Source organism: Sphingomonas sp. HT-1 (assembly GCF_048568905.1).
In the GTDB taxonomy this organism is placed as follows: domain Bacteria; phylum Pseudomonadota; class Alphaproteobacteria; order Sphingomonadales; family Sphingomonadaceae; genus Sphingomonas.
Map to the genome: position 1 here is coordinate 389,118 of NZ_CP183770.1, position 22,667 is coordinate 411,784.

General features: G+C 65.9%; 22 protein-coding genes. 14 read left to right on the top strand and 8 right to left on the bottom strand.

Annotation, left to right across the window (positions count from 1 at the left end; translation table 11 throughout):
• Nucleotides 1-25 precede the first annotated feature (25 nt).
• Both ACNFJ7_RS01780 and ACNFJ7_RS01785 read right to left on the bottom strand, forming a co-directional pair.
• Nucleotides 26-934: a hypothetical protein gene (locus ACNFJ7_RS01780; RefSeq protein ID WP_019371275.1), complete on the bottom strand. Its 909-nt coding sequence runs from the start codon at nucleotides 932-934 to the stop codon at nucleotides 26-28.
• Nucleotides 892-2,217 carry a replication-associated recombination protein A gene (locus tag ACNFJ7_RS01785; RefSeq protein WP_019371274.1) on the bottom strand — a complete coding sequence of 442 codons (1,326 nt, stop codon included), beginning with the start codon at nucleotides 2,215-2,217 and terminating at the stop codon, nucleotides 892-894. The genes ACNFJ7_RS01780 and ACNFJ7_RS01785 overlap by 43 nt, the downstream gene beginning before the upstream one ends.
• Before the next feature lie 253 nt (nucleotides 2,218-2,470).
• Between ACNFJ7_RS01785 and ubiM the strand changes: the two genes are divergently transcribed.
• The 3 genes from ubiM to ACNFJ7_RS01800 all read left to right on the top strand — a co-directional run bounded on the left by ubiM (nucleotide 2,471) and on the right by ACNFJ7_RS01800 (nucleotide 4,841).
• Nucleotides 2,471-3,643 carry a 5-demethoxyubiquinol-8 5-hydroxylase UbiM gene (gene ubiM / locus ACNFJ7_RS01790; protein ID WP_019371273.1) on the top strand — a complete coding sequence of 391 codons (1,173 nt, stop codon included), beginning with the start codon at nucleotides 2,471-2,473 and terminating at the stop codon, nucleotides 3,641-3,643.
• Nucleotides 3,644-3,836: 193 nt separating this feature from the next.
• Nucleotides 3,837-4,445, top strand: a complete 609-nt coding sequence (locus ACNFJ7_RS01795) for a PadR family transcriptional regulator (protein WP_019371272.1) — start codon at nucleotides 3,837-3,839, stop codon at nucleotides 4,443-4,445.
• Nucleotides 4,446-4,517: 72 nt separating this feature from the next.
• Nucleotides 4,518-4,841, top strand: coding sequence for a DUF2218 domain-containing protein (locus ACNFJ7_RS01800; protein WP_019371271.1), 324 nt, complete (start codon nucleotides 4,518-4,520; stop codon nucleotides 4,839-4,841).
• A gap of 35 nt (nucleotides 4,842-4,876) precedes the next feature.
• Here ACNFJ7_RS01800 and ACNFJ7_RS01805 read toward each other — a convergent pair whose 3' ends face one another.
• The 3 genes from ACNFJ7_RS01805 to ACNFJ7_RS01815 form a co-directional block, all read right to left on the bottom strand.
• On the bottom strand, nucleotides 4,877-6,046 hold the full coding sequence (locus ACNFJ7_RS01805) for a collagen-binding domain-containing protein (RefSeq protein WP_019371270.1): 1,170 nt from the start codon (nucleotides 6,044-6,046) through the stop codon (nucleotides 4,877-4,879).
• A 232-nt stretch (nucleotides 6,047-6,278) separates the two neighbouring features.
• Nucleotides 6,279-8,789, bottom strand: coding sequence for a TonB-dependent receptor domain-containing protein (locus ACNFJ7_RS01810; protein ID WP_019371269.1), 2,511 nt, complete (start codon nucleotides 8,787-8,789; stop codon nucleotides 6,279-6,281).
• Nucleotides 8,790-8,938: 149 nt separating this feature from the next.
• Complete coding sequence (locus ACNFJ7_RS01815; protein WP_019371268.1) at nucleotides 8,939-10,084, bottom strand: glycosyltransferase family 4 protein; 1,146 nt, start codon at nucleotides 10,082-10,084, stop codon at nucleotides 8,939-8,941.
• Between the two features lie 93 nt (nucleotides 10,085-10,177).
• Between ACNFJ7_RS01815 and ACNFJ7_RS01820 the strand changes: the two genes are divergently transcribed.
• From ACNFJ7_RS01820 to ACNFJ7_RS01835, 4 genes are all read left to right on the top strand, one after another.
• A complete protein-coding gene (locus ACNFJ7_RS01820; RefSeq protein ID WP_019371267.1) occupies nucleotides 10,178-10,396 on the top strand; it encodes a DUF2945 domain-containing protein in 219 nt (72 codons plus the stop codon).
• Nucleotides 10,397-10,436: 40 nt separating this feature from the next.
• Nucleotides 10,437-11,813 (top strand): DNA repair protein RadA, encoded by a 1,377-nt coding sequence (gene radA / locus ACNFJ7_RS01825; RefSeq protein WP_019371266.1) that lies wholly within the window; start codon nucleotides 10,437-10,439, stop codon nucleotides 11,811-11,813.
• Between the two features lie 265 nt (nucleotides 11,814-12,078).
• Entirely contained in the window at nucleotides 12,079-12,672 is a 594-nt protein-coding gene (locus ACNFJ7_RS01830) for a PEP-CTERM sorting domain-containing protein (RefSeq protein WP_019371265.1), read from the top strand.
• Nucleotides 12,669-13,286, top strand: a complete 618-nt coding sequence (locus ACNFJ7_RS01835) for a L,D-transpeptidase family protein (RefSeq protein WP_019371264.1) — start codon at nucleotides 12,669-12,671, stop codon at nucleotides 13,284-13,286. Before ACNFJ7_RS01830 ends, ACNFJ7_RS01835 begins: the two co-directional genes overlap by 4 nt.
• Nucleotides 13,287-13,298: 12 nt before the next feature.
• On the opposite strand, the gene ACNFJ7_RS01840 is transcribed toward ACNFJ7_RS01835, so the two are convergent.
• Nucleotides 13,299-13,979 (bottom strand): CAP domain-containing protein, encoded by a 681-nt coding sequence (locus ACNFJ7_RS01840; RefSeq protein ID WP_236704482.1) that lies wholly within the window; start codon nucleotides 13,977-13,979, stop codon nucleotides 13,299-13,301.
• Nucleotides 13,980-14,161: 182 nt separating this feature from the next.
• Between ACNFJ7_RS01840 and ACNFJ7_RS01845 the strand changes: the two genes are divergently transcribed.
• The 6 genes from ACNFJ7_RS01845 (at nucleotide 14,162) to ACNFJ7_RS01870 (ending at nucleotide 19,348) form a co-directional block, all read left to right on the top strand.
• Entirely contained in the window at nucleotides 14,162-15,670 is a 1,509-nt protein-coding gene (locus ACNFJ7_RS01845; RefSeq protein ID WP_152997843.1) for a S10 family peptidase, read from the top strand.
• A gap of 91 nt (nucleotides 15,671-15,761) precedes the next feature.
• On the top strand, nucleotides 15,762-16,325 hold the full coding sequence (locus tag ACNFJ7_RS01850; RefSeq protein ID WP_019371261.1) for a CvpA family protein: 564 nt from the start codon (nucleotides 15,762-15,764) through the stop codon (nucleotides 16,323-16,325).
• A gap of 96 nt (nucleotides 16,326-16,421) precedes the next feature.
• Nucleotides 16,422-16,856: an iron-sulfur cluster assembly scaffold protein gene (locus ACNFJ7_RS01855; protein ID WP_019371260.1), complete on the top strand. Its 435-nt coding sequence runs from the start codon at nucleotides 16,422-16,424 to the stop codon at nucleotides 16,854-16,856.
• Nucleotides 16,856-18,637 carry a cation:proton antiporter gene (locus ACNFJ7_RS01860; RefSeq protein ID WP_026009424.1) on the top strand — a complete coding sequence of 594 codons (1,782 nt, stop codon included), beginning with the start codon at nucleotides 16,856-16,858 and terminating at the stop codon, nucleotides 18,635-18,637. The genes ACNFJ7_RS01855 and ACNFJ7_RS01860 overlap by 1 nt, the downstream gene beginning before the upstream one ends.
• Nucleotides 18,638-18,650: 13 nt before the next feature.
• Nucleotides 18,651-18,992: a DUF423 domain-containing protein gene (locus ACNFJ7_RS01865; protein ID WP_026009423.1), complete on the top strand. Its 342-nt coding sequence runs from the start codon at nucleotides 18,651-18,653 to the stop codon at nucleotides 18,990-18,992.
• Entirely contained in the window at nucleotides 18,989-19,348 is a 360-nt protein-coding gene (locus ACNFJ7_RS01870; RefSeq protein ID WP_019371257.1) for a hypothetical protein, read from the top strand. Before ACNFJ7_RS01865 ends, ACNFJ7_RS01870 begins: the two co-directional genes overlap by 4 nt.
• Nucleotides 19,349-19,400: 52 nt before the next feature.
• Here the strand turns inward: ACNFJ7_RS01870 and ACNFJ7_RS01875 are convergent, their stop codons facing one another.
• On the bottom strand, nucleotides 19,401-19,544 hold the full coding sequence (locus tag ACNFJ7_RS01875) for a DUF2256 domain-containing protein (RefSeq protein ID WP_082664473.1): 144 nt from the start codon (nucleotides 19,542-19,544) through the stop codon (nucleotides 19,401-19,403).
• A 5-nt stretch (nucleotides 19,545-19,549) separates the two neighbouring features.
• Nucleotides 19,550-21,427, bottom strand: a complete 1,878-nt coding sequence (locus tag ACNFJ7_RS01880; protein WP_026009422.1) for a M1 family metallopeptidase — start codon at nucleotides 21,425-21,427, stop codon at nucleotides 19,550-19,552.
• A gap of 129 nt (nucleotides 21,428-21,556) precedes the next feature.
• Here ACNFJ7_RS01880 and ACNFJ7_RS01885 point away from each other — a divergent pair, with 129 nt between their 5' ends.
• On the top strand, nucleotides 21,557-22,537 hold the full coding sequence (locus ACNFJ7_RS01885) for a methyltransferase (protein ID WP_019371255.1): 981 nt from the start codon (nucleotides 21,557-21,559) through the stop codon (nucleotides 22,535-22,537).
• Nucleotides 22,538-22,667 lie beyond the last annotated feature (130 nt).

The window sequence follows — 22,667 nt, forward strand, 5'->3', positions numbered from 1 at the left end:
GCAGGTTCTAGAAAAGTCCTATTCCTCAGAGTACGCCGAAGGTCCAGCCCTCGGTACACGCCAGGCTGGGCGTGAGCGCCGCCGGTTGCCACGAATCCTGTTGCCCCGCCGCGACTCGCAGCCATGCGGCGCTGAGGATCGCATCGGTGGCGTGGTCGTCATAGCGGGGCAGCCGCCCGTGCGGCGCTGATCCGAACGCCGCGAGCATTTTGTCCAGCGTCTCGGCGTCGCGGATCTTCGAGATGCCCTTGCGCATGCCGGCGAGCCGCGCGGCGAGCGCGGTATAGATTTCCACCAGCACCGGGCCGGCATCGGGTACGGGATCGAATGGCCACAGCCCGATGCGGCCCCGCAGCCGGTGGAGGACGCGCATGCCGGTGAGGCTCGATTTGCCCACCTGGCTCGCGCCGACCAGGTTGAAGCAGCTATAGGGCGAGAGTGCCATCGCGTGCTGGCCATGCTCGCACACCCGAAACCGGCCGCGGCCGCCGGGGAATAGATCGCCGCAATCGCCCATCTGGCGGAAATGCCGTCGCGCTTCCGGATGCTGTACGAAGCTGGTGGCGGCGAAGTGCGGATCCGCCTGCGACACGCGGTCGACCAGTGCCCAAAGCGCCGGGCCATCGGCGGGGCTTTCCGTCCAGCCGGGGAAATAAGCGCCGGCGTCGACAAAGGGAAAGGCCGGAGATAGATCGAGGCCGACCAGCGCGCGCGTGCCGGTATCGGCAAGGTCGCCGAGAAAGGCGAGAATGTCGGCGCGCGACCAGGGGCGATCGATCAGGACCGGCGCGGCGTCGCCGGCACTGGCATGGGCAACGGCCAGCCCCTTGGGCCGCTCAACTGCCTGGCCCGACCAATCGATCGCGATGAAATCGGTGAAGTCCGGCGTCGCTATGCGCCGTCTCCGCGCCGTTGCTCCCGCATCGCCGCCCACCAGGCGAGCCGCTCCGCCACCCGCTTCTCGTGCCCGCGATCGGTGGGGGTGTAGAAGGTCTGCGGTTCCATCTCCGCCGGCCAGTAATTGTCGCCCGAGAAGCCGCCCTCGGCATCATGGTCGTAGGTATAGCCGGTGCCATAGCCGATCTGCTTCATCAGCTTGGTCGGCGCGTTGAGGATGTTCTGCGGCGGCATCAGCGAGCCGGTTTCCTTGGCCACCTTCCACGCCGCCTTCTGCGCCTTGTAGGAGGCGTTCGACTTGGGCGCTGTCGCCAGGTAGAGACATGCCTGGACGATCGCCAGTTCGCCTTCGGGCGAGCCGAGAAAGTCGTACGTGTCCTTGGCCGCCATGCACTGCACCAGCGCGTTGGGGTCGGCCATGCCGATATCCTCCACCGCCATGCGGACGAGGCGCCTGAGCAGATACAGCGGCTCCTCGCCCGCGGTGAGCATCCGCGCGAGATAATAGAGCGCCGCCTGCGGATCCGAGCCGCGCACCGATTTGTGCAGCGCCGAGATCAGGTTGTAATGCCCCTCGCGGTCCTTGTCGTAGACCGCGACGCGGCGCTGCAGGAAGGCGGAGAGCCCGGCGGGGTCGAGCGGCGCCTCGAACTGTACCGAGAACAGCGTTTCGGCCTGGTTGAGCAGGAAGCGCCCGTCGCCGTCCGCGCTCGCCACCAGCGCGTCGCGTGCCTCGGGCGTCAGGGGCAGGGGGCGTTCCTCCAGCGTCTCGGCACGATCGAGCAGCTGGCTCAGCGCTGCGTGATCGAGCCGGTGCAGGATCAGCACCTGCGCGCGGCTGAGCAGCGCGGCGTTGAGCTCGAAGGAGGGGTTTTCGGTGGTCGCGCCGACCAATGTGACGGTGCCGTCCTCGACATAGGGCAGGAAGCCGTCCTGCTGCGCGCGGTTGAAGCGGTGGATCTCGTCCACGAACAGCAGCGTGCGCTTGCCGATCCGGGCATGGTCGCGCGCCTCGGCGAACACCTTCTTGAGGTCGGCGACGCCCGAGAACACCGCCGAGATCGCGACGAAGCGCAGGCCCACCGCATCGGCGAGCAGCCGTGACATGGTGGTCTTGCCAGTGCCGGGTGGCCCCCAGAAGATGATCGAGCTGAGCTTGCCCGCCGCGACCATCCGCCCGATCGCGCCCTGCGGTCCAGTGAGATGCTCCTGCCCGACCACCTCGTCGAGCTTCTGCGGGCGCAGCCGGTCGGCGAGCGGGCCGCCGGCGGCGGGGGAGTCGGCGGCGGGTTGTTCGTGGGTGGCAAAAAGGTCGGCCATTGCGGCCAAGATAGGCGGGTGCGACGCTATTTGCATCCCGCTGGTTGATCGGGCGCAAGGCTTGGTGGCGCCTGGCGCCCCAAACCCTTGGTCATCCCGGCGAAAGTCGGGATCCATTCGCCTATCCGGTGTAGCAGGAGCCGACGCGCTACAGCGTCTGGATCCCGGCTTTCGCCGGGATGACGGTGCGTGGTGGGGAAGTCGCCCCGATCGCCACGGGGCGGGATGGGGCGGAAAGTGTGGAGGATCGGGCATGGACTGCGACGTCGTCATCGTCGGGGGAGGGCCGGCGGGCCTCGCCTTCGCGCGCTCGCTGGAAGACAGCGGTCTGAGCATCGTGCTGCTCGAGCGCGCGCCGCTGGAGGCGCTGGCCAGCCCGCGCTTCGACGGGCGCGAGATCGCGCTCACCCATGGCTCGAAGCGGATCCTCGACTCGCTCGGCGCCTGGGGGCGGCTGCCGGCGGACGAGATCGCGCCGATGCACGCGGCCAAGGTGCTCAACGGCGATTCGCCCTTCGCGCTCAACTTCACCGCGGGGGGCGGGGCGGACGACCAGCTCGGCTATCTGGTGCCGAACCACCGCATCCGCGCCGCGCTGTACGAGGCGGTGAAGCACCAGCCCGGCCTAAAGCTGGTGACCGGCGCGGAGGTGGTCCATGCCCGCTCGGGTGCCACCGGGCCGCGCGCGGAAGTGCTGCTCTCCTCGGGCGAGGTGGTACGGGCGCGGCTGCTGGTGGTGGCCGATTCGCGGCTCTCCAAGACGCGCGAGGCGCTGGGGATCGACACCGACATCAACCCGCTTGGTCGTTCGATGATGGTGGTGCGGGTGCGCCACGAGCTGCCACACGGTGCGACCGCGCTCGAATGGTTCGATCATCGCCAGACGCTGGCGCTGCTGCCGCTGAACGGCAACATGGCCGGCGCAGTGCTGACCCTCCCCGAAGAGGCGGCGCGGCGGGTGGCGGCGTTCGACGATGCCGCGCTCGGCCGCGACCTCACCCGCCGCTTCCGCCAGCGGCTGGGGCGGATGGAGGTGGTGAGCGATCGCAACGTCTACCCGCTGGTCACCACCTGGGCACATCAGTTCGTCACCGGTCGCGCGGCGCTGATCGGCGATGCGGCGGTTGGGATGCATCCGGTGACCGCGCATGGCTTCAACCTCGGGCTGAGCGGGCAGGCGCTGCTCGCCGCCGAGGTGCGGGACGCGGTGCGGCGGGGGATGGACCCGGCGCTGCCGGCGGTGCTGCGGCGCTTTGAGAACGGCCACCGGGCGGCGTGCAAGCCTCTCTATACGGGGACCAACCTGCTGGTGCGGCTGTTCACTGACGAGCGGCTGCCGGCACGCGCGATGCGGCACGCGGTGCTGCGGCTGGGGGCGGGGCTGCCCTTCGTCCGGCCGACGGTGCGGGCGATGCTGACGCATTAGGGCGTCTCCTAAGCCCCTTTCCTTCAGGGGAGGGGTTTGGGGTGGGGCGGTGTCTCACCGAGACCAAATTACGTTCTGGAATCCCTCCACCCCAACCCCTCCTCCTAGGAGGAGGGGCTAAAGAGGGCCCTTGCACGATCTTTTTCAAGATATATCTTGTGTGCATCACGACTTGCACAGGATGCATATAACCATGTTTTCTCCCTTCGGCCGTCACGGCCATCATCACCATCATCACGGCCACCAGTTTGGCCCCCGCGGACGCGGCGGCTGGGGCGGGGGCTTTCCCGGCGGCTTCGACATGGCCTTTGCCATGGGCGAGCGTGGGCCTGGTGGGCGCGGCCGGCGGATGTTCGGCGGCGACGAGCTCCGCCTGATCCTGCTCAAGCTGATCGAGGAGGCGCCGCGCCACGGCTATGACCTGATCCGCGAGATCGAGGCGCGCTCCAACGGCGCCTATGCGCCGAGCCCGGGCGTCGTGTACCCCACGCTCACCATGCTCGACGACATGGACCTGATCGCCGAGCACAAGAGCGAGGGCGCCAAGAAGCAGTTCGCGATTACCGAGGCGGGCACCGCGCATCTTGCGGAGAATGCCGTCGAAGTCGCAGCGCTGTTCGAACGTCTGGCGCAACTGGGCGAGCGCCATGCCCGCACCAATGGCGGGCCGGTGCGCCGCGCGATGCACAACCTCAAGACCGTGCTCGCCGCCAGCGTGTTCGACGAGGAAGTGGATGCGGAGCGGCTGCACGCAATCGCCGAAATCCTCGACGAAGCCGCGCGCAAGATCGAGCGGCTGTAGGAAACGATGCCCCGGATCGAGGTGTTACGTCGCCGTCTGGGGCTGGTCCCCGGTTCGGCCAAGGAGACAGGAATGACGATTGCCCCATTCACCAGCCACACCCTGGTGCCGACCGAACATGCCAGCCGCTATCTCCAGCAGTTGTGCAAGCATTGGCAGCACAATCTGCAGGTGGAATTCACGCCTGAAAACGGCACGGTGATCTTCCCGAAGGATGCTCGCGGCGCCGATCATCCGGGCGATGCCGTGGTTACGTTCAACGTTGCCGAAGCTGGGCTGGACGTGCGGATCGATGCCACGTCGGCGGATCAGCTGGAAGGGCTCAAAGGTGCGGTTGCTCGCCATCTCGACCGCTTTGCCTTCCGCGAAGGCGAGCTGCGGTTCGACTGGCAATGACGAAAGGGGCGCCGTTACCGGCGCCCCTTGTCGGTTCAGGCGATGCCGAGCGCGCGGCGTTTGCGGATCGCGGCGCCCAGCGCGCCGAAGCCGACCAGCAGCATCGCCCAGCTCGCCGGTTCGGGCACGGCGTTCGTCGGCACGAAATTGCCGTTGCCGTTATAGGTGCCCAGATGCACCTCGCCGTTCAGGCGCATGTTGAGCGCAACGATGCTGCCTTCGATGGCGCTGCTGTTCGTCAGCGTCGCCTTCGGCGCCAGGATGCTGCCGTGAAAACCCTTCACCGACAGGTTCTGCGCCTGGTTGAAGTTCCAGATCACGCTCTGGTTCAGCGCCTTGTTGTTGATGTTCCCGCCCTGCACCAGATTCGTGCCGAGCACGTTGATGATTGTGGTGGTGCCGCTGGGCATCCGGGTGAACAGGTTGTCGAAATTGGCGTTCTGGTTGGTGAATGCCGCTTCGGTCATCGTGAACACCGCGAAACCGTCTGTGGCGCCCGAATAGTTCAGCGCATTGTTGGTCGAGGTGATCGTGCCGAGCGAGGGCAGGTTCGCCAACTGGGTCGACAGGGCGTTGAGGTTGGTGGTCAGCTCGCTCATGCGAATCACCAGGCCGGCGCCCACGTCGTTCGCGCCGCCTGCGGCGAGGGTGGCATCCTTGCGCGCGCCGTTGATGCCCGAAGCGGCCGATCCGCCATAGGTCACGCTGTTGTTGTTGACGTTGAACGAGGTGGTGAGGTTACCCCCCGCCACCAACACACCCACCGCGCCGTTGGTAGCGTTGAAATCCACATAGCCGACATTACCGCCGATGCGCGCGGTGTTGCCCAGCGTACCGTTCTGGCCATTCGCATATCCCGCCTTCAGGCGGAACGAACCGGTGGCGTTGCCGACGACGCTCAGCACGTCATAGCGGGAGGATGCCGAACCTTGGGTGCTCGAACCGATGCCGAAATTGGTGAAGTTCTGCGATACCAGCTTGTTGACGAAGGTGCGGCCTTCCACTTCCTGGCCATTCGTGGTGAGCGTGTCGAGCACGATCAGGTTCAATTCGCGCATCGCCTGCAGGCCGGCAGCGGCCTTGGCGTTCGCCGTTGTGGCCGCAGCGGTGGCCGTGGTCGCCTTGCCCGTCGAGGAAGTCGGCTTGGCAAGAGCGGCGGGGGCGACCAGCAGAGCGGCAATTGCAGACAAACAGAGGATGCGCATACGTGTTCCCTTACGCAACAGGATCGATCACCAGCCTAGCGAAAGCGCAGGCGCGGATCGTCGCAGGATCATCCGTTCTTCTTCGCAGAGTGGTTGCGGTACAATGCGAGAATATGGTTAATCCCCTGTTGTTAGTCTCAAATCGACACGGCAATCGTGCGGCTGGGGGCAACGACCAAGGGCGGCCCAGCGCCGAAGCGCGGACCGCCCTTCTTCCGTCGGAGCGGAAAGATCAGAAGCTGAAACGGACCGACGCGGTGATCGTGCGACCGGTTAGCGTCTGGGCGTTGACGATGCCGGATGCCGGGATGGCTGCCGAGTTGACCGAGACGAACGCCAATTTGTCGAACACGTTGTAGACGTTCAGGCTGATCTGGAGACCGTTAACCGGGCGCACCTGCACGAACGGGCTGACGATCGTGTACCCTGGCTGCTTCAGCAGGTTGCCGTCCTGGGCAAAGCTGCTGGTGGTGCCCAGCACGTTGGTGCCGATGGTGAAGCGCTTTACCTCGAACTGTGGCGTTGCCTGGAAAATCAGGTCCGGCTGATGGCGCGGCGTGTTGCCGACCAGCGTCTTGTCGGCCTTGTCGGCATCGATAGTAGCTTTGGTGTAGGTAGCACCGAGTCGTAGACCAAACGGTCCCCGCTCGAACAGGCCTTCGACTTCGACGCCCTTGGCGCTGTAGTCGCGATCAATCTGCAGCACGACGGTGTTGCCTGTGGCATTCGCGCCGATTTGCAGGTTCTTGTCCTGAGTCGAGGCCCAGAAGCCGGTCGCGAACAGCGAAATCCCGTCCTTGCGGAACTTCACGCCGGCTTCCGCCTGCTTCACCGGCCCGTACGCCATGGCAGGGTCGGTCAGTGCGCCAGCGGCATTGACGGCCGGCGAGAAGAACAGCCGTTCCGCACTTGCTCGCGCACCGCGGCTGTAGCGGGCAAACACCGACACGGGTTCGGCAACGCGATAGTTCACGCCGATCGAGTAGGAAGCGTATTTATAGCTATAGTCAGCTAGGCCGGGACGTGACAGCGGCAGCACGGCCACCGAGCGTTCGGCGGGTGCGATCGTGCCGTCGCGGTTCATGTCGACCGGTGCCGTCCCTACGCGCCCGCCACCAAGATCTGCTCCGTACAGCGCGCCGCTAACCTTGCCGAAATCATAGCGGAGGCTCGCACCCAGCGAAAGGGCGCCGATCTGGTAGTTGACCGAGCCATAGGGAGCAAACACGCGATAATCGAGGTCGTAGCGTCGGCGATATCCAGCGCCGCCCGCGATGCCATAGTTCAGTACGCCACCCTGCGTAACTGAAGTGCCAGTTGCGGTGACCACATCGACAAACGCTGAATTGCCGTTCGACGCGACATCGAACACGTTGGTCATCAGGTTCAGGTTCTGCCAGAGCGCCTGGGAGGATGCGTAAAAGCCTGCCGTCGTGGTAAGCTTGCCATCGCCGACGTTCCAAACCCGGCTGCCGCGGAAATCGTTGGTGAAGTTGTCGAGCTTTTCCAGGTCGGAGTGGATCGCCAGACCGTACATCATCAGACCATTGCCGTTCAACGTCGCTGGATTGGTGATCGTCTGCCCCGCCTTGGGACCGGTAGCGTAGCTCAGCGTCGCGCCAGGGCCGCCGAACGTCGGCGCAAAGGCCGCGGCAGGCAGCAACGCCATCGAACTACTTTCGTTATAGCTGCCGGAAATCGCGGCGTAGCGCATGCGGTTGCTGAACGTCCACCCGGCGATGTCGAACTGGGCTTCCAGTCCGAGCGACGCCACCTTGCTGCGATTGCCCTCACGCAGGTTCAGGTTGGTGATGTTGTTGTTGCCGTCTAGCGCCAGCATCGAGGACTTGTAACGCGATTCAAGGGTGTCCTTGCGCGGATCGAAGCCGGCAATCGTGCTATATGACGGATCGGTATTGGTGCCGCGCACCGCGACCGGCAGCATCGCGTAGTTGGGTTCGCGATCGTCAAGGTACTTGCCGTAGACGCGGACATAGCCGTTCTCAAACGTCTTGGTGACATTGAGCTTGATCTGGCCACCCTTGAACGAATCGAAGGCGGTCGCACGCGGACCTTCGCCCTGGCGATAGAAGCCACCGACGTTGAAACGTACCGTCTTGCTGAGGTGGCCGCCATAGTTGAAGTCGACGCGACCGAGTTCATGATCCACGCCCGAGGACAACTGGATCGTGCCGCCTTCCTCCTCGCCGGTCTTCGAGATGAAATTGACGAGACCACCGGGCGAGTTGGACGCGAACGTGGATGCCGAACCGCCACGGATCGCCTGTACCTGCGACAGGCTGAGATCGGTGCGCAGGAACGCCGTGGTGGCGGCAAAGTGAATGTCGCCGAATTCCAGGACCGGCAGACCGTCTTCCTGGATCTGCAGGAACTTCGAGCCGTCCGCCGCCATCGGCAGGCCGCGTATGGTGATCGCGGTCAGTCCGTCGGTGCCGGCGGTTTCGGCACGGATGCCGGGCATGTTGCCCAGCACTTCGGCAATCGAGCGGGTGCCGATCTTCTGGATCTGCTCCTCATCGATCGAGCTAGCCGAAATGGCGGAGTCGAGCAGGTCGCGGCCCTTGGCAACGCCGGTCGTGAACGACTGTTTGGCTGGCTCGGGCGCGGCTGGCTCCGCGGCGTGTGCGGTCGTCGCAGTGGCGCTGGCGGCATGTTCTTGCGCCTGCGCCGCTGTGGTGAAAAGCGCGCATGATGTCACGAGCGCCAGACGTAAGTTATTCATGGAGGACCCCTTTTCTGGATTGTGTCTGGGGGGTCTCTGGGTGTTGGCAAGTTAAGGGGAGGAGAACGTTCCCATAGGGAGTTTTACAGTGCTGATGGGCAATGCAAACTGGTGCCAGGGCTTGGCAACGCTTTGCTTCCGTATTTTACCTAAGGTCTTGCAAGCAATTCAGAATAACTGTCCAGCACAGAACGGTTGACCTTATCCCAAACCAGTGCTTGCGCCTTGGCGTGGCCGGCCGCTCCTTGCGCCGCGGCGAGCGCCGGATCGCGGATCAACCGCTCGATCGCATCGGCATAGGTGGGCACGTCGCGTGGGGGAACGAGGAAGCCGTTCGCGCCATCCTCGATCAGATCCACCGCCCCCGTGGCGCGTGCGGCTACCACAGGCACGCCGCATGCCATGGCTTCGGACGTGACGTTGCCGAAGGTTTCGGTGACGGAGGGATTGAACAGCACGTCCATCGAAGCGACCGCGCGGGCGAGATCGTCGCCGCGCTGGAAGCCGGTGAAAATCGCGCCGGGCACCCGATCGGCAAAGGTCTGCCGGGCCGGGCCTTCGCCGATCACCAGCACGCGGTGCGCGATGCCCCGCGCGCTAAGCTCGTTGCAAACCGCGCCAAAGATATCGAGACCCTTTTCGAGCACCAGCCGGCCGAGAAAGCCGACCGCGAATTCCTCGTCCCGCAACCCCAACGAGCGCCGCCATTCCAGGCTGCGCCGCCCCGGATGGAAGCGATCATGGTCCACTCCGCGTGACCAGATGCCGACCGGCGTCTTCACGCCCCAGCTCCGGATCAGCTCCGCAGTGGAGTCGCCGGGTGTGACCACCTTGTCGACCCGGTTGTAGAAGCGCGTTAGCAGCTTGATGATCACCGGCGCGACGAAGCCGAGATGGTAGTAAGCTGGATAGGTCTCGAACCGGGTGTGCAGCGAGGCGAGGGTGGCGATGCCACGCGCCCGCGCCCATTTCACCGCGCCGTGACACAGGAATTCGGGGGCCGACACATGCACGATGTTGGGCGCGAAGGCGGCGAGATCCGCTCGGATGCTCTTAGGCAGTCCGGTCGCGAACTTGTATTCGGCTCGACCGCCGGGCACCGGCCAGGCGGGCACGCTGACGAGATCGCCGGTAGGAGCAAAGGCGGGGGTGTCCGTGGTCGGGGAATAGACGCGCACGTTTACGCCCTGATCCAGCAGATAGCCGACGAGCTTGTTAAGCGCCTGGTTCGCGCCGTCGCGAACATAATTGTAGTTGCCGCTGAAGAGCGCGACACGAAGATCCGAGGGCTGCATTTGCGCGCGGCATAGTCTGGCGCGCCGGGGCCGGCAAGCGAATGGATTGTCCCACCCCAGGAACAGAAGATCTGCCCGGCGGTTCTCGCGACAATGAGCAAGCATTTCTCCAAGGGAACGGCAATCCGCTGGAATTGGGGCGGCAATGTCGCACATGGCAAGATTGCCGAACGCTTCGACCGGCGCGTACAGCGCACGATCAAGGGTGAAAAGATCGTTCGCAACGGCAGCGCCGACAATCCCGCCTATCTGATCGAGCAGGAAGATGGCGGGCGCGTGCTGAAGCTCGAATCGGAGCTGGAGCGGGACTGACGCTGTTCCCTTTTCGTTTCGGTTCGGCTAGAGCGTGGGGATGGCGAAACCTCAGAAACGCTATGTCTGCCAGGCCTGCGGCTCGGCAACGTCGAAATGGGCCGGGCAATGCGCGGACTGTGCCGAATGGAATACGCTGGTGGAGGAAGTGGCGGCCGCGGCTACACCCTTCCAGGCCAAGCATAATTTGCAATCCGGCGGCCGCGCGATCCAGCTGTCTGGCCTGAACACCGACATCGCCTTGCCCGATCGGATGGCGAGCGGCATCGCCGAACTCGATCGCGCGCTGGGTGGCGGCTTCGTCGAGGGATCGGCGACGCTGATCGGTGGCGATCCCGGCATCGGCAAGTCCACCCTGCTGCTGCAGGCGGCGGCCAGGATCGCGGAGCGCGGGTTGTCCGTTGCCTATGTCTCCGGCGAGGAAGCTGCCGACCAGGTGCGGCTTCGCGCGCGGCGGCTTGGGCTGGGCCATGCGCCGGTGCAGCTCGCCGCCGCCACCTCGGTTCGGGATATTCTCACGACCGTGGGGCAGGGTACGCCACCGGCCCTGTTGATCATCGACTCGATTCAGACGATGCATTCGGATCTGATCGAAGGCGCGCCGGGCACGGTGAGCCAAGTGCGCGCGAGCGCGCAGGAGTTGATCCGCTTCGCCAAGGAACGCGGCACCGCGTTGGTGCTGGTGGGGCATGTCACCAAGGACGGGGCGATCGCCGGCCCGCGCGTGCTGGAGCATATGGTCGATACGGTACTCGCCTTCGAAGGCGAGCGAAGCCATTTGTATCGCATCCTGCGCGCGGTGAAAAATCGCTTCGGTGGCACCGACGAGATCGGCGTGTTCGCGATGCAGGCGGAAGGACTGACCGAGGTCGGGAATCCCTCGTCGCTGTTCCTGACGCAGCGTGACGAGAACGTCACCGGCACGGTGGTGTTCCCGGCGCTCGAAGGCACGCGGCCGGTGCTGGTGGAGGTGCAGGCGTTGACGGTACGGTTAGCGTCCGGCGCCACGCCGCGGCGTGCTGTGGTCGGGTGGGATTCGCCGCGGCTATCCATGGTGCTGGCGGTGCTGGAGGCGCGGTGCGGGCTCAGCTTCTCCGCCTGCGAAGTCTATCTGAACATCGCCGGCGGCTATCGCGTGCAGGATCCCGCCGCAGATCTGGCGGTGGCGGCGGCGCTGGTCTCGGCGCTTTCGGAGCGCCCCGTTCCCGCCGATGCGGTTGCGTTCGGCGAAATCGCCCTGTCCGGTGAGATCCGGCCCGTGGCACATGCCCCGCTGCGCATGCGCGAGGCGGCCAAGCTGGGGTTTACCCGTGCGCTGACCCCGGCGGCGCAGGCAGGCGAGGGCAGTGCGCTGACGCTGAGCAGCTTTCGCAATCTGGGTAGCTTCGTCGAATACCTGTTGGGGAAGAGCGCCTAGGCTGATCGATCGTGCCGATCGAACCGGTTCGTTTCGAGACAGAAGAGACGAACCGAGGGCATCCGGCAAAATTCGTACTGGTGAATTTGGCAGTAAGGAACTATTTTGCCAAAACTAGGTTTTCCCCTGATTATAACATAAACTTAACTCGCATAGTTAACAGGGTCATGCGATTTCGGGTCGCTTAGGGGGCGAACGACAGGTGCGTATCGGCAGGCGGTTTTTGCGGTGGAACAGGAGGCACGCTGGCAAGCGGCGCCTGCTGATGACAGCCGCGATCGTGGTGCCGCTGCTCTCCACCACTTCCGCCGGAATTGCTATCGCGCCAGTTTCTGACACGATCGATGCGCTTGCGGTGCTCGCCGCCCGCTCGCCGGGCCTGCGGGCGGAAGGCGCGCGCAGCACCAAAGCATTGCGCATGCTGCCGCTCGCCGACGCCGACATGTTGACTGGCACTGAAGCGTTCAACAATCTTCCTCCTGCGGCAGAGCCGCCGATGGCGCCGCTGCCGGCCGCCGTGGCGCTGCCGGCGGACGTTGGGCCCGCCGGTGAGGCGATGTTGCCGCCGGCTGCGTTTGCCCAGGTTCCCTATGTAGTAGCGCCGAGCGCCGTCGGCGCTGCGCCGGGCGGATCCGGCGGCAGCGGGGGCGGGGCCATCCCGACGACCGTTTTTCCGGGTCAGGGCGGCGGCGGTGGTGGCGGTGGTGGCGGCATCATCGTCGTGCCAGCGCCCGCACCCACCCCGGTTCCGCCGATCACGCCGGTGCCCGAACCCGGCATGTGGCTCTTGCTGCTTACCGCTTTTCCGCTGGTGGGTGCAGCGCTCCGCCGGCGCACGCGGAGCAGCGTGGCCGCTTGAAAAGCCGGCGTTCGATCGGCTTCTGGATCTCGCTGGCGGCGCTGGGCGTGGCGATCCTGGTGCCGGCGGGCCTTGCGCTGCTGCGCCGTCCGCCTGCCGTCGCGGTCGCAATGCCGCTGTTTCCGCCCAAAAGTGAACGCATAAGGCTGCCGGGGGACGAGGCGCGGCGACTGACGCGCGCCGATGGCAGCGTACAGCCGGTGAAGACCCTGCTGCGGCTCGACTCCCCGATGCGCTATGGCAGCTTCGTGTGGAACGATCGCGGCGTGCCGGCGGGCGAGTTATGGCTGCGGATCGATCTTTCGAAGCAGATCCTATCCGTCTTCCGTGCTGGCGAGGAAATCGGCACCAGCGTGATCCTGTACGGCCAGGACGACAAGCCAACGCCGACCGGGGATTTTCCGGTGCTGTGGATGGGCCGCAATCACCGCTCCAGCCTCTACGATGCCGAGATGCCCTATACGCTGCGGCTGACCGGCGACGGCGTGGCGATCCATGGCAGCGACGTGCGCGAAGGGCTCGCCACGCATGGCTGTATCGGCGTGCCGCTGGATTTTGCGGCGCGGCTGTTCGCCGTGGTCAGGCGTGGGACGGTGGTGACGATCGTGCAGTGAGCGCGCCGCCGTTCAGGGCGCCTTGGTGCCGCCCCGCACGTCATTTTGGGCGAAAAGGGCGAAGACCGATCGGCCGGTGCGGGTGCGGCTGACGTCGATCACGCACATATGGCCATAGCGTTGGTGCGCGCCGCAACCGATTCCGGCATAGCGCAGTTCCTGGTTGAACAGCAGCAGCCGATGGCTGCGGTCGGGCACCCCATCGTCCACCACCAGCTGGCGAACCACCTGCTCGGCATCGGTATAGCCGTAGGAAATGCCTTCGCCGACAAGGTCGCCGCCGCCGCGCCGGCGCACGCGATCGGCCGGCGTCGCGCCGTCGGGAGAAACGTGGCCGCGTGCGCCGCGGGGCCCTTGATCGGCGACATGGTCCTGCGCGGCAAGATCGAGCAGCGCGCCGCGGTCCAGCGGCGGCAGCGGGCGCTGCCGTTCCAGAAATGCGATGGCGTCGTCGATCGCCTGCAGTCCTTCGCGCGTCATCGTCCCCTTCGGATGATCCGGGGCATACAGCGCATTTCCGATGAAGTGGTTACGCAGCGTGCGCAGCCGATCGGCGTACCCCGCCGGGTCCTGGCGCACCTCGTTGATCCGTTCGAGCACCTGGTCCTCGAGCGGTGGCGTATCGCTCGCCGCCGTGAGCAGCAATGCGCCGCCCGCAAGGACGATGCAGAAGAGGCATCGGATGCCAGTCACGCCATACTCCACCGAACCCCGGAGGTTACAGGCCGGGGCTGCTGGTAATGGTGTGATCAAAACTAGCGAAAATGCCGTTGATGGAAGCGGTTATCGGAAAGGGTTAACGCGCCCAGCCTGCCGCTTGATGATTTCGTGGCCGAAGCTAGGCTACGGCCAGATCCTGAAATTCGGAGAAGACCTTGCGCCGTTCCCCCTTGCTCGCCGCCTCTCTCGCCGCGCTCCTGCTCGCACCCCAGGCTCCGGCGCAAGACAAGGCGGCCGATGCGGCAGCCGCCGACAAATCCGATGCGAAGGGCGACAAGAGCGAACTGCCGCCGCTTCCAGACGACAAGACCATCACCCAGACCGCAGTGATCGGCGGCAAGTCGATCCGGTATCAGGCTACGGTGGGCAAGCTGCCGGTCTATGACGCCAAGGGCAAGAAGATCGGGGAGGTGGTGTACACCGCCTATATCGTCCCGGGCGGAGCGCCGAACCGGCCGGTGACCTTCGCCTTCAACGGCGGCCCGGGTGCCTCTTCGGTCTATCTCAACCTGGGCGCGGTGGGGCCGAAGCGGGTGCAGTTCGGGGACAAGGGCGATGCGCCCTCCGATGCGCCGCTGCTGGTCGACAATCCGGCAAGCTGGCTGGACATGACCGACCTCGTCTTCATCGATCCGATCGGCACCGGCTTCAGCCGCAGCCTGGTCGACGAAGCAGCGACCAAGAAGGCATTCTACGCGACCGAGCCCGACATCAAGTATCTCTCGCGCATTGTGTACGACTGGCTGGTCAAGAACGAGCGACTGCGCGCGCCCAAGTTCGTGATGGGCGAAAGCTATGGCGGCTATCGCGCGCCGCGGATCGCCTATGAACTCCAGACGCAGCTCGGCATCGGCGTAAACGGCATCGTGATGGTGTCGCCCTATCTCGATCCCGCTGCCACGGCCGGCTCGGATGCGCTGTCCCCGTTGCCCTGGATGATCAACCTGCCATCGATGGCGGCCGGCCATCTGGAGCGGCAAGGCCGGCTGACGCCGCAGGCAATGGCGGCGGTGGAGGCCTATACGCGCGGCGCCTTCGCCACCGATCTGCTCGCCGGCCGATCGGATCCGCAAGCGACCGCCCGGCTGGGGCAGAAAGTGGCGGAACTGACTGGCTTGGATCCAAAGCTGACTACGCGGCTGGACGGGCGAGTCGATGAAGGCACCTATCTGCGCGAGGTGCATCGCGACGACCAGAAGATCGGCAGCGTCTATGACTCGAACGTCGACGCTTTCGATCCCTTCCCCAATTCGGCGCAGCGCAAATCAGGCGACCCCATCCTGGAGGGTATCATCGCGCCGACCACCAGCGCGATGGTGGACTTCATCACGCGGAAGGTGGGCTGGAAAACGAACGCGCGATACAATGCGCTGTCCTATTCGGTGAACGAGGCGTGGGATCGCGGCACTCCGGACGACGCTCCGGTCAGCGATTTGCGCAAGGCGGTGGCCAACGATCCGAAGATGGGCGTGCTGATCGTACACGGCTATAACGACCTGTCCTGCCCGTATTTCGGTTCGCGGCTGATCATTGATCAGCTGCCGCGCTTCGGCAGCGACACGCGAGTGAAGCTGGGCGTTTACCCCGGCGGTCACATGTTCTATTCGCGTGGTCCCAGCGCCGATGCGTTCAAGGCGGATGCCCGGGCACTGTACGTGCGATGACAGCACTCTCTTGAGCCCCTTCTCGTGGAACTAGGGGGCTCAAGAAGAGACTCCCCTTCACCTTGCCATCCATCCTGCTAAAGCGCGCCGCATGACCGGGCTCGACATCGTCACCTTGCTGATCATTGCCGGCGCAGCCGTGCTCGGCTTTCTCCGCGGTTTCACCACCGAAGTGCTGGCGTTCCTCGCCTGGATCCTTGTGGTGGTGGCGGTGAAGTTCTTCCATGCCGGGCTGTCCGCGCTGCTCGCTCCGGTGATCGGCACCGAGGGCGGGGCGGCGGTGATGGCGTTTGTGGCCCTCGCCGGATCAAGCTATTTCGGCGGGCGGCTGATCGCCAACACGCTCGGCGGGCAGATGCGCAATTCGGTACTGGGGCCGATCGATCGCGCGCTGGGCGTCGGTTTCGGCGTCGCAAAGGGGCTGATCCTCGTCAGCATGGGCTTTCTAGTGCTCATGCTCGTGCTCGACACGTTCGAAGGCGGGCGGACGCGCCGGCCGAAATGGATTACCACGTCCGTCACCTATCCGCTGCTCGATACGACCAGTGCGGCAATCGGTGATTTCGTGGACCGGCGTCGCAAGGGTGAGCCGGTGTTCGGGGCAGACACGGCAAACGGGGACCAGGATCGGCCGCAGCGGCGCAGGCGCGATTGACCTTCCTCATGCAGGGAAGGGTCTTCGCCCGCTCGCCGCACCAATAGGAGGTAATTCGCGCTCGCAACTGCAGCGCCGCTATCCTAGATCGGGCCTATGAACGCGCCGCTCTACAATCTGGAAATCCTGCGGCTCGCCGCAGACATCCCGCATCATGAACGGCTGGAGCACTCCGGCGGCACCTCGGAGAAGCGCTCGCCGGTATGCGGCAGCCGGGTGACGGTTGACATCGATGTCGATGATGAAGGTCGCGTGGTGCAACTGGGCATGCTGGTGCGGGCCTGTGCGCTGGGGCAGGCTTCTGCGGCGCTGCTCGGTCGAGCGATACTCGGCCGCACCCCAACGGAGATCGCCGCGGCGCGCGACGCGCTGACGGCGTGGCTGGCGGGCGAGCGCGATACGCCGCCGGACTGGCCGGGAATCGACCTCTTCACGCCAGCGCTGCCGCATCGCGGGCGGCATGCCTCGATCCGGCTCGCCTTCGAGGCGGCTGCGGATGCTGCCGCGCAGGCAGCGGAGGCGCGCGTCTGATGGCACATGGGGGGGGAGGATCGCTGCTCGCAGATGCGGTACCGATGCTTGGCTTCGCGCTAGCGTTCGTGCTGTTGTTCCGGCGGCTGGGCCTGGGTGCGACCTTGGGCTTCCTCGTCGCCGGTGCGCTGGTCGGCCCGCATGTGTTGCGGCTGGTGGGCGATGCCGAGGGCAAGATGGGCATCGCCGAACTGGGCATCGCGCTGCTGCTGTTCCTCGTCGGGCTGGAACTTAGCCCGTCGCGCCTGTGGCGAATGCGCCGCGACATTTTCGGGTTGGGCCTATTGCAGGTTGCGCTGTGCGGCGTAGCCATCGCCGGCGTCGTCTGGGCGGTAACCGGATCGACCCTTGCTGCGGCCCTGGCGCTGGGGCTGCCCATGGGCCTTTCCTCCACCGCGCAGGTGCTACCGCTGCTCCAGTCCGCCGGTCGCCTCCGCACTCCGTTCGGCGAGCGCGCCTTCGCCATCCTGTTGTTCCAGGATCTGTCGATCGTGCCGCTGATCACCATCGTCGCGGCGATGTCGCGCAATCCGGCGGATCAGGGTGGCCCGCCGGGATGGCTGCTGGGGCTGTACACCATTGGTGCGATCGTCGGACTGGTGCTGGCAGGGCGGTTCCTGCTGCGCCCGCTGTTCCGGCTTATCGGCAATCTCGACGAGCGCGAGATGTTCGTCTTTGCCGGCCTGCTCACCGTCATTGCCAGCGCGGCGGTGATGGAAGCGCTGGGCCTTTCTGCCGCGCTCGGCGCGTTCATCGCCGGCGTGATGCTCGCGGATTCGCCCTTCCGCCACGAGCTGGAGGCGGATGTCGAACCGTTCCGCGCCATCCTTCTCGGCCTGTTCTTCGTGGCCGTCGGCATGACGCTCGACCTGCACGCGATTGCCGAGCGGCCCTTCTTCGTTGCCGGCATGGCGCTAGCGCTGATCGCTACCAAGACGGTGCTGATCATGGGGCTGGCACTGCTGTTCGGGATGAAGCCACGCGGCGCCTTCGCGCTGGGGGTGCTGTTGTCCCAGGGCGGTGAGTTCGGCTTCGTGCTGTTCGCCCAGGCGCAGAAGGCGCTGCTCATCGAGCCCCAGGCAGCGAGCGTGTTCAGCGCCATCGTTACGGTATCGATGGCGACCACGCCGTTCCTGATGATGGCGACGAAGCGGCTGCGCGCAGAACCGCCCAAGCCCGGCGCGCTACCCGACGGGCCACAGCAGGAAGGCGCCAACGCCGTCGTGGTCGGTTATGGCCGGTTTGGCCAGACGGTGGCGCAGATCCTGATCGCGCAGGACATCCCGGTGACGATCATTGATCGCGACGTCGAAATGATCGAGACCGCCGGCAGCTTCGGCATGAAGGTCTATTATGGCGACGGTACTCGCATCGATCTGCTGCGCCAGGCCGGTGCTGCGGATGCCGAGCTGATCCTTTTCTGCCAAGATGGCGACGCGATGGACACGGCCATCGTCGAAGGGGTGCACGCCGCCTTCCCCAAGGCAAGCATCTTCGTGCGCGCCTATGATCGTCGCAGCATCATGAAGCTGAAAGGCGCGCCGGTGGCGGGCGTCGTCCGCGAGGTGATGGAAAGCGCTGTTGTGATGGCGCGTCGTGCAATGGATGCGGTGGGTGTCGACGGGGCCGAGATCGACAAGACCGAAGCGGAATATCGCCGCCGCGATATCGAGCGACTGAAGCGGCAGAAGGAAACCGGCGACCTGTATGCCGGTCGCGACGGCATGTTCAGCCAGGCTGCGGCCGCTGCCGCAGCGGCGCAGGACCGCGGCGATGGCTGAGTGGAGCAGAGGCATGAACTGGATAGCAGTACTGGCGGCCTTGTCGGGGGCGATGGCGGTCGCGGCCGGCGCCTTTGGTGCGCACGGCGCGCAGGGCGTGGCGGTCGAGTGGCTCAAGACCGGCGGCCAATATCAGCTGGTGCACGCCGTGGCGGCCCTGGTGGCACTGCAAGTCGCCGCGCGGGGGCCTGCTGCATTGTTCGTGGGCGGCGCGTTCGTATTCGCGGGCACACTATACCTGATGGCACTGGGCCTGCCGCGCTGGCTCGGTGCGGTGACGCCGATCGGCGGGGCGGCAATGATTGCCGGATGGTTGTGGCTGGCCTGGGTGCTTGCGACGAAGGCGGGCCGATGAGCGAAGCGCAAGGGGAGTGGAGTTCGGCACAGGTCCGCACCTGGCTCGAACGCCGGATCAAGGCCGCGCGCGCGGACCAGGACGCTGCGGACCGCTACGGCCGCGACCGCGAGGACGACTATGACAAGGCGGCGGCCGAGGAGTGGGTGTGCGAGCAGTTCCGGCACAGCGATGCGGTGGACGACCAGGCCAAGCTTGCCGACGCGCTGAAGGCATTGCTGGCCAAGGATGATTTCTACCGCGCTGGCGTACGTAGCGAGCAGCGCTTCGAGCGCGAGGTGAAGGCGTATCTTCGCAAGCTCGCCAAGATGACCAAGACGAATACGGGTTTCGGGAAGACGCTGCGGTATCAGTGATCTTTTGCCCTTTCAGCCCCTCCCCTGAAGGAGAGGGGCTTACGAGAAGCCGCTATTTTCCCTTCCGCCGGCAGCGATCTGAGCAGTAGAGCACATTCTCCCAATCCCGCTCCCATTTCTTTCGCCAGGCAAAGGGGCGCTGGCAGACGGGACAGGTTTTGGTCGGCAGGTCCCGCTTGGCGACGCCGCCCGGCATAAGCGTTACTCCCCCGCGAGGATCTTGGCTATGCCGGCGGCGACGTTGGGGTGGTAGCTCGCCCTCGAAGCCGCATAGAAGCGGGCGGCGATCGGCTTCCCCCAATCGCCCTGCGCCATCAGATCGCGATAGATCGGGTAGATCAGCAGGCCGCGGCCGACACTGCCGACCAGCTTTCCGATCGACGGAACCGCCGGATCATAGCGATTGGCGATCGCCAACTCGCCCCAGGCGGAGCGGACATAGGCGTTGTTCGATGCTGAGAGGCCCAGCTTTTCGTCCAGTTCCTTCAGCCGCGCCGGCGTCTGCTTGCGATCGAGACCATTCAGGAAGCGCAGCCATTGCTGGGTCGACCAGCCCTTGGGGTTAACCGCCGAAACTGGTCCGCCCGCATTTACCGCCGCCAGCTGCGCGTCGATCGCTTTCAGCGTGGCGGATTCGACATGCACCGCATTGTTCGGGAGACCTGCGGCATAGGCCCATTTGTCGAGCTGGAGATTCGCCTCGAGCCCGGCGTCACCCTTCACAAGATTGGCGCGCAGGTCCGCCAGGAAGCCGGCGGTGGTCTGCGGCTGGAAGGCGTGGCGGTCGAAATAGCCGCGCAGATAGACGTCCCAACGCGCGCGCCCCACGGTGCGCTCGATCGTGCGCAGGAAGGTCGAGCCCTTGAAGTAATCGAGCTGCCCGAAGGTCGCGCCCGGATCGCCGTGCAGCCGCGTCGTCGGCGCCTCCATGCCGCCGGCATCGGCGATGTCACGTTGCAGCCCGTCCCATTCGAGATCGGCGTCGGTCGCGGCGCGTTCCTTGCCGTAGACCGCCTCCATGATGCGGTTCTCGAAATAGGTGGTGAACCCCTCGTTGAGCCAGCTGTCCGACCAGGTCGCGTTGGTCACGAGATTGCCCGACCAGCTATGCGCCAGCTCGTGCGCCACCACGTCGACGTTCGACTTGTCGCCGGTGATGATGGTGGGCGTCAGGAAGGTGAGAGTGGGGTTCTCCATGCCGCCATAGGGGAAGCTCGGCGGCAGGACGAGCATGTCGTAGCGGCCCCAGCGATAGGGTCCGTAGAGCGCCTGCGCCGCGTCGATCATCTTCTCGACATCGGCGACTTCCTTCGCGGCGGCGGCGAGCATGCTCGGCTCGGTCCACACGCCGGCGCGCGGGCCGACGGGCTGGAAGGCCAGGTCGCCCACCGCCAAGGCGATGAGGTACGGCGGCACCGGCTTGTCCATCCGGAAGCGGAAGCGGTGCCAGCCCTTGCCCGCCGGCACGCCCTTCGCGCCGTCGATCCGCGTGCCGCTCGCCACCGCGACGAGATCGGCGGGCACGGTGAGCGTGGCGGACCAGGTCTGGCGGATGCCGGGACTGTCCTGGGTGGGGATCCAGCTGCGGTTGTTGATCGGCTGGCCCTGGCTGAACAGGTACGGCTTCTTCTTGCCGGCGGTCAGCGCAGGCGCGAGCCATTGCAGCGCCGAGGCGCCGGGCGCGGTGGCATAGTGGAGCACGATCTTGCGCGCGCCGTTCAGCTGTACCGTCAGCGGCGCGCCGAGATCGGGCTTGGGCGCACCGACCGTGAAGGGCAGCGGCTTGCCCGCCGCATCGGTCACCTTGGCGATCACGAGCCCGTCGTCGTCGAGCACGATCTCGCTCGCGCCGGGCGCGGCGAGGATGTCGAGTGTGGCGGTGCCGCTGAGCGTCTTGCTCGCAAAATCCGCCTTCAGGTCGAGCGCGACATGGGTGACGCGGGCGACTTCCGGCCGCGCATAGGTCCATACGTCCTTCGCCTCGGGCGTCGTCAGGATCGGCGCGGGGGCGGTCTGCTGGGCGAGGACGGGGGAGACGAGCATGGTCGAAGCGGCGAGGGCCAGGGCTAGGATACGCATGGCACGGAGCTAGGCCTTGCTGCAGTTGGGGGCAAGACACTTGCCCTGGATCAAGCAGTTGCCGCCCTGTCGCGCGGACCCACCCGCACGCCCGTACGTTAGGGGCAGTCTGGTAACAAAGGGGTGCGCATGGAGTTTCTGGTGGCGGATCGGCCGGCGGCTGGGGTCGACGAGGGACCGCGAATATCGGCGCTGCGCACGCTGCTCGGCTTCCTTAAAGGTCGTGACTATCACTTCATTACGCCGACGCCGGCGACCCATGCCCGTGTACTGGCGCGCCCGGACCGCCGGCAAGCCGGGGACCTGCGCGACATCTTCGGGTGGAGCCTGCCGTTCGCCGAAGATCTGCTCGATGCGTCGCTCCGCACGGCGCTGGAGGCGGCGGGGCTGATTGAGCGGACCGGGTACGGGCTGCACAGCAAGGTACGCGTGTCGACGCTGGGCTCCTACCTGCTCGCGCATTCCGCCTATCCGACGGACGACAAGGATGCGGTGTTCTTCGGTCCGGACAGCTACCGCTTCGCGCGCTTCATCGCCGATGAGCTTCGCCGATGCCCAGGGCGGCAGGGCGCGACGCTGGTGGATATTGGAACCGGCGCGGGAGCGGGGGCCATAGCCGCTGCGCATTGCTGCCCGAAGGTCGAGATCGTGATGACGGACATCAATCCGGCAGCGCTGCGTCTCGCCCAAGTGAATGCGGAAGCCGCCGGTGTCCTGGCGCGGTTCCTCGAGGGCGACGATCTTTCCGGCATCCAGGGCGCGCTCGACCTGGTTTTGGCCAATCCGCCCTACATCATCGATCCTGCTGGCCGCGCCTACCGAGACGGCGGCGAACTGCATGGCGCGGGCGTTGCGATGGCGATGGCCAGCGAGGCGGTGCCGCGGCTCGCGCAGGGCGGGCGGTTCCTGCTCTATACCGGCAGCGCGATCGTGCGTGGGGAGGATGCTCTGCACGCGCGGCTGATGCAACTCGCGGCGATGGAGGGCTGCCGACTGCGCTACGAGGAGATCGACCCCGATGTGTTTGGCGAGGAACTTGAAACGGCGGCCTATGCGGATGTCGAGCGAATTGCGCTAGTGACGGCCGCAATCGAGCGGACCAACCTCTAAACTCCTCCCCGCTACGGGGAGGGGGACCGCGCGGCGCAGCCGCGTGGTGGAGGGGCCGCGCCGCAAGGCGCGGATAACGCCACCGCGGTCGGAACTCCGCCGCTCGCGCGGCGACCCCTCCACTAAGCCG

Coding starts and splice junctions, on each gene's coding strand:
- ACNFJ7_RS01785 (WP_019371274.1), bottom strand. CDS start 2,217: ATGGCCGACCTTTTTGCCACCCACGAACAACCCGCCGCCGACTCCCCC.
- ubiM (WP_019371273.1), top strand. CDS start 2,471: ATGGACTGCGACGTCGTCATCGTCGGGGGAGGGCCGGCGGGCCTCGCC.
- ACNFJ7_RS01795 (WP_019371272.1), top strand. CDS start 3,837: ATGTTTTCTCCCTTCGGCCGTCACGGCCATCATCACCATCATCACGGC.
- ACNFJ7_RS01800 (WP_019371271.1), top strand. CDS start 4,518: ATGACGATTGCCCCATTCACCAGCCACACCCTGGTGCCGACCGAACAT.
- ACNFJ7_RS01805 (WP_019371270.1), bottom strand. CDS start 6,046: ATGCGCATCCTCTGTTTGTCTGCAATTGCCGCTCTGCTGGTCGCCCCC.
- ACNFJ7_RS01810 (WP_019371269.1), bottom strand. CDS start 8,789: ATGAATAACTTACGTCTGGCGCTCGTGACATCATGCGCGCTTTTCACC.
- ACNFJ7_RS01815 (WP_019371268.1), bottom strand. CDS start 10,084: ATGCAGCCCTCGGATCTTCGTGTCGCGCTCTTCAGCGGCAACTACAAT.
- ACNFJ7_RS01820 (WP_019371267.1), top strand. CDS start 10,178: ATGAGCAAGCATTTCTCCAAGGGAACGGCAATCCGCTGGAATTGGGGC.
- radA (WP_019371266.1), top strand. CDS start 10,437: ATGGCGAAACCTCAGAAACGCTATGTCTGCCAGGCCTGCGGCTCGGCA.
- ACNFJ7_RS01830 (WP_019371265.1), top strand. CDS start 12,079: ATGACAGCCGCGATCGTGGTGCCGCTGCTCTCCACCACTTCCGCCGGA.
- ACNFJ7_RS01850 (WP_019371261.1), top strand. CDS start 15,762: ATGACCGGGCTCGACATCGTCACCTTGCTGATCATTGCCGGCGCAGCC.
- ACNFJ7_RS01855 (WP_019371260.1), top strand. CDS start 16,422: ATGAACGCGCCGCTCTACAATCTGGAAATCCTGCGGCTCGCCGCAGAC.
- ACNFJ7_RS01860 (WP_026009424.1), top strand. CDS start 16,856: ATGGCACATGGGGGGGGAGGATCGCTGCTCGCAGATGCGGTACCGATG.
- ACNFJ7_RS01865 (WP_026009423.1), top strand. CDS start 18,651: ATGAACTGGATAGCAGTACTGGCGGCCTTGTCGGGGGCGATGGCGGTC.
- ACNFJ7_RS01870 (WP_019371257.1), top strand. CDS start 18,989: ATGAGCGAAGCGCAAGGGGAGTGGAGTTCGGCACAGGTCCGCACCTGG.
- ACNFJ7_RS01875 (WP_082664473.1), bottom strand. CDS start 19,544: ATGCCGGGCGGCGTCGCCAAGCGGGACCTGCCGACCAAAACCTGTCCC.
- ACNFJ7_RS01880 (WP_026009422.1), bottom strand. CDS start 21,427: ATGCGTATCCTAGCCCTGGCCCTCGCCGCTTCGACCATGCTCGTCTCC.
- ACNFJ7_RS01885 (WP_019371255.1), top strand. CDS start 21,557: ATGGAGTTTCTGGTGGCGGATCGGCCGGCGGCTGGGGTCGACGAGGGA.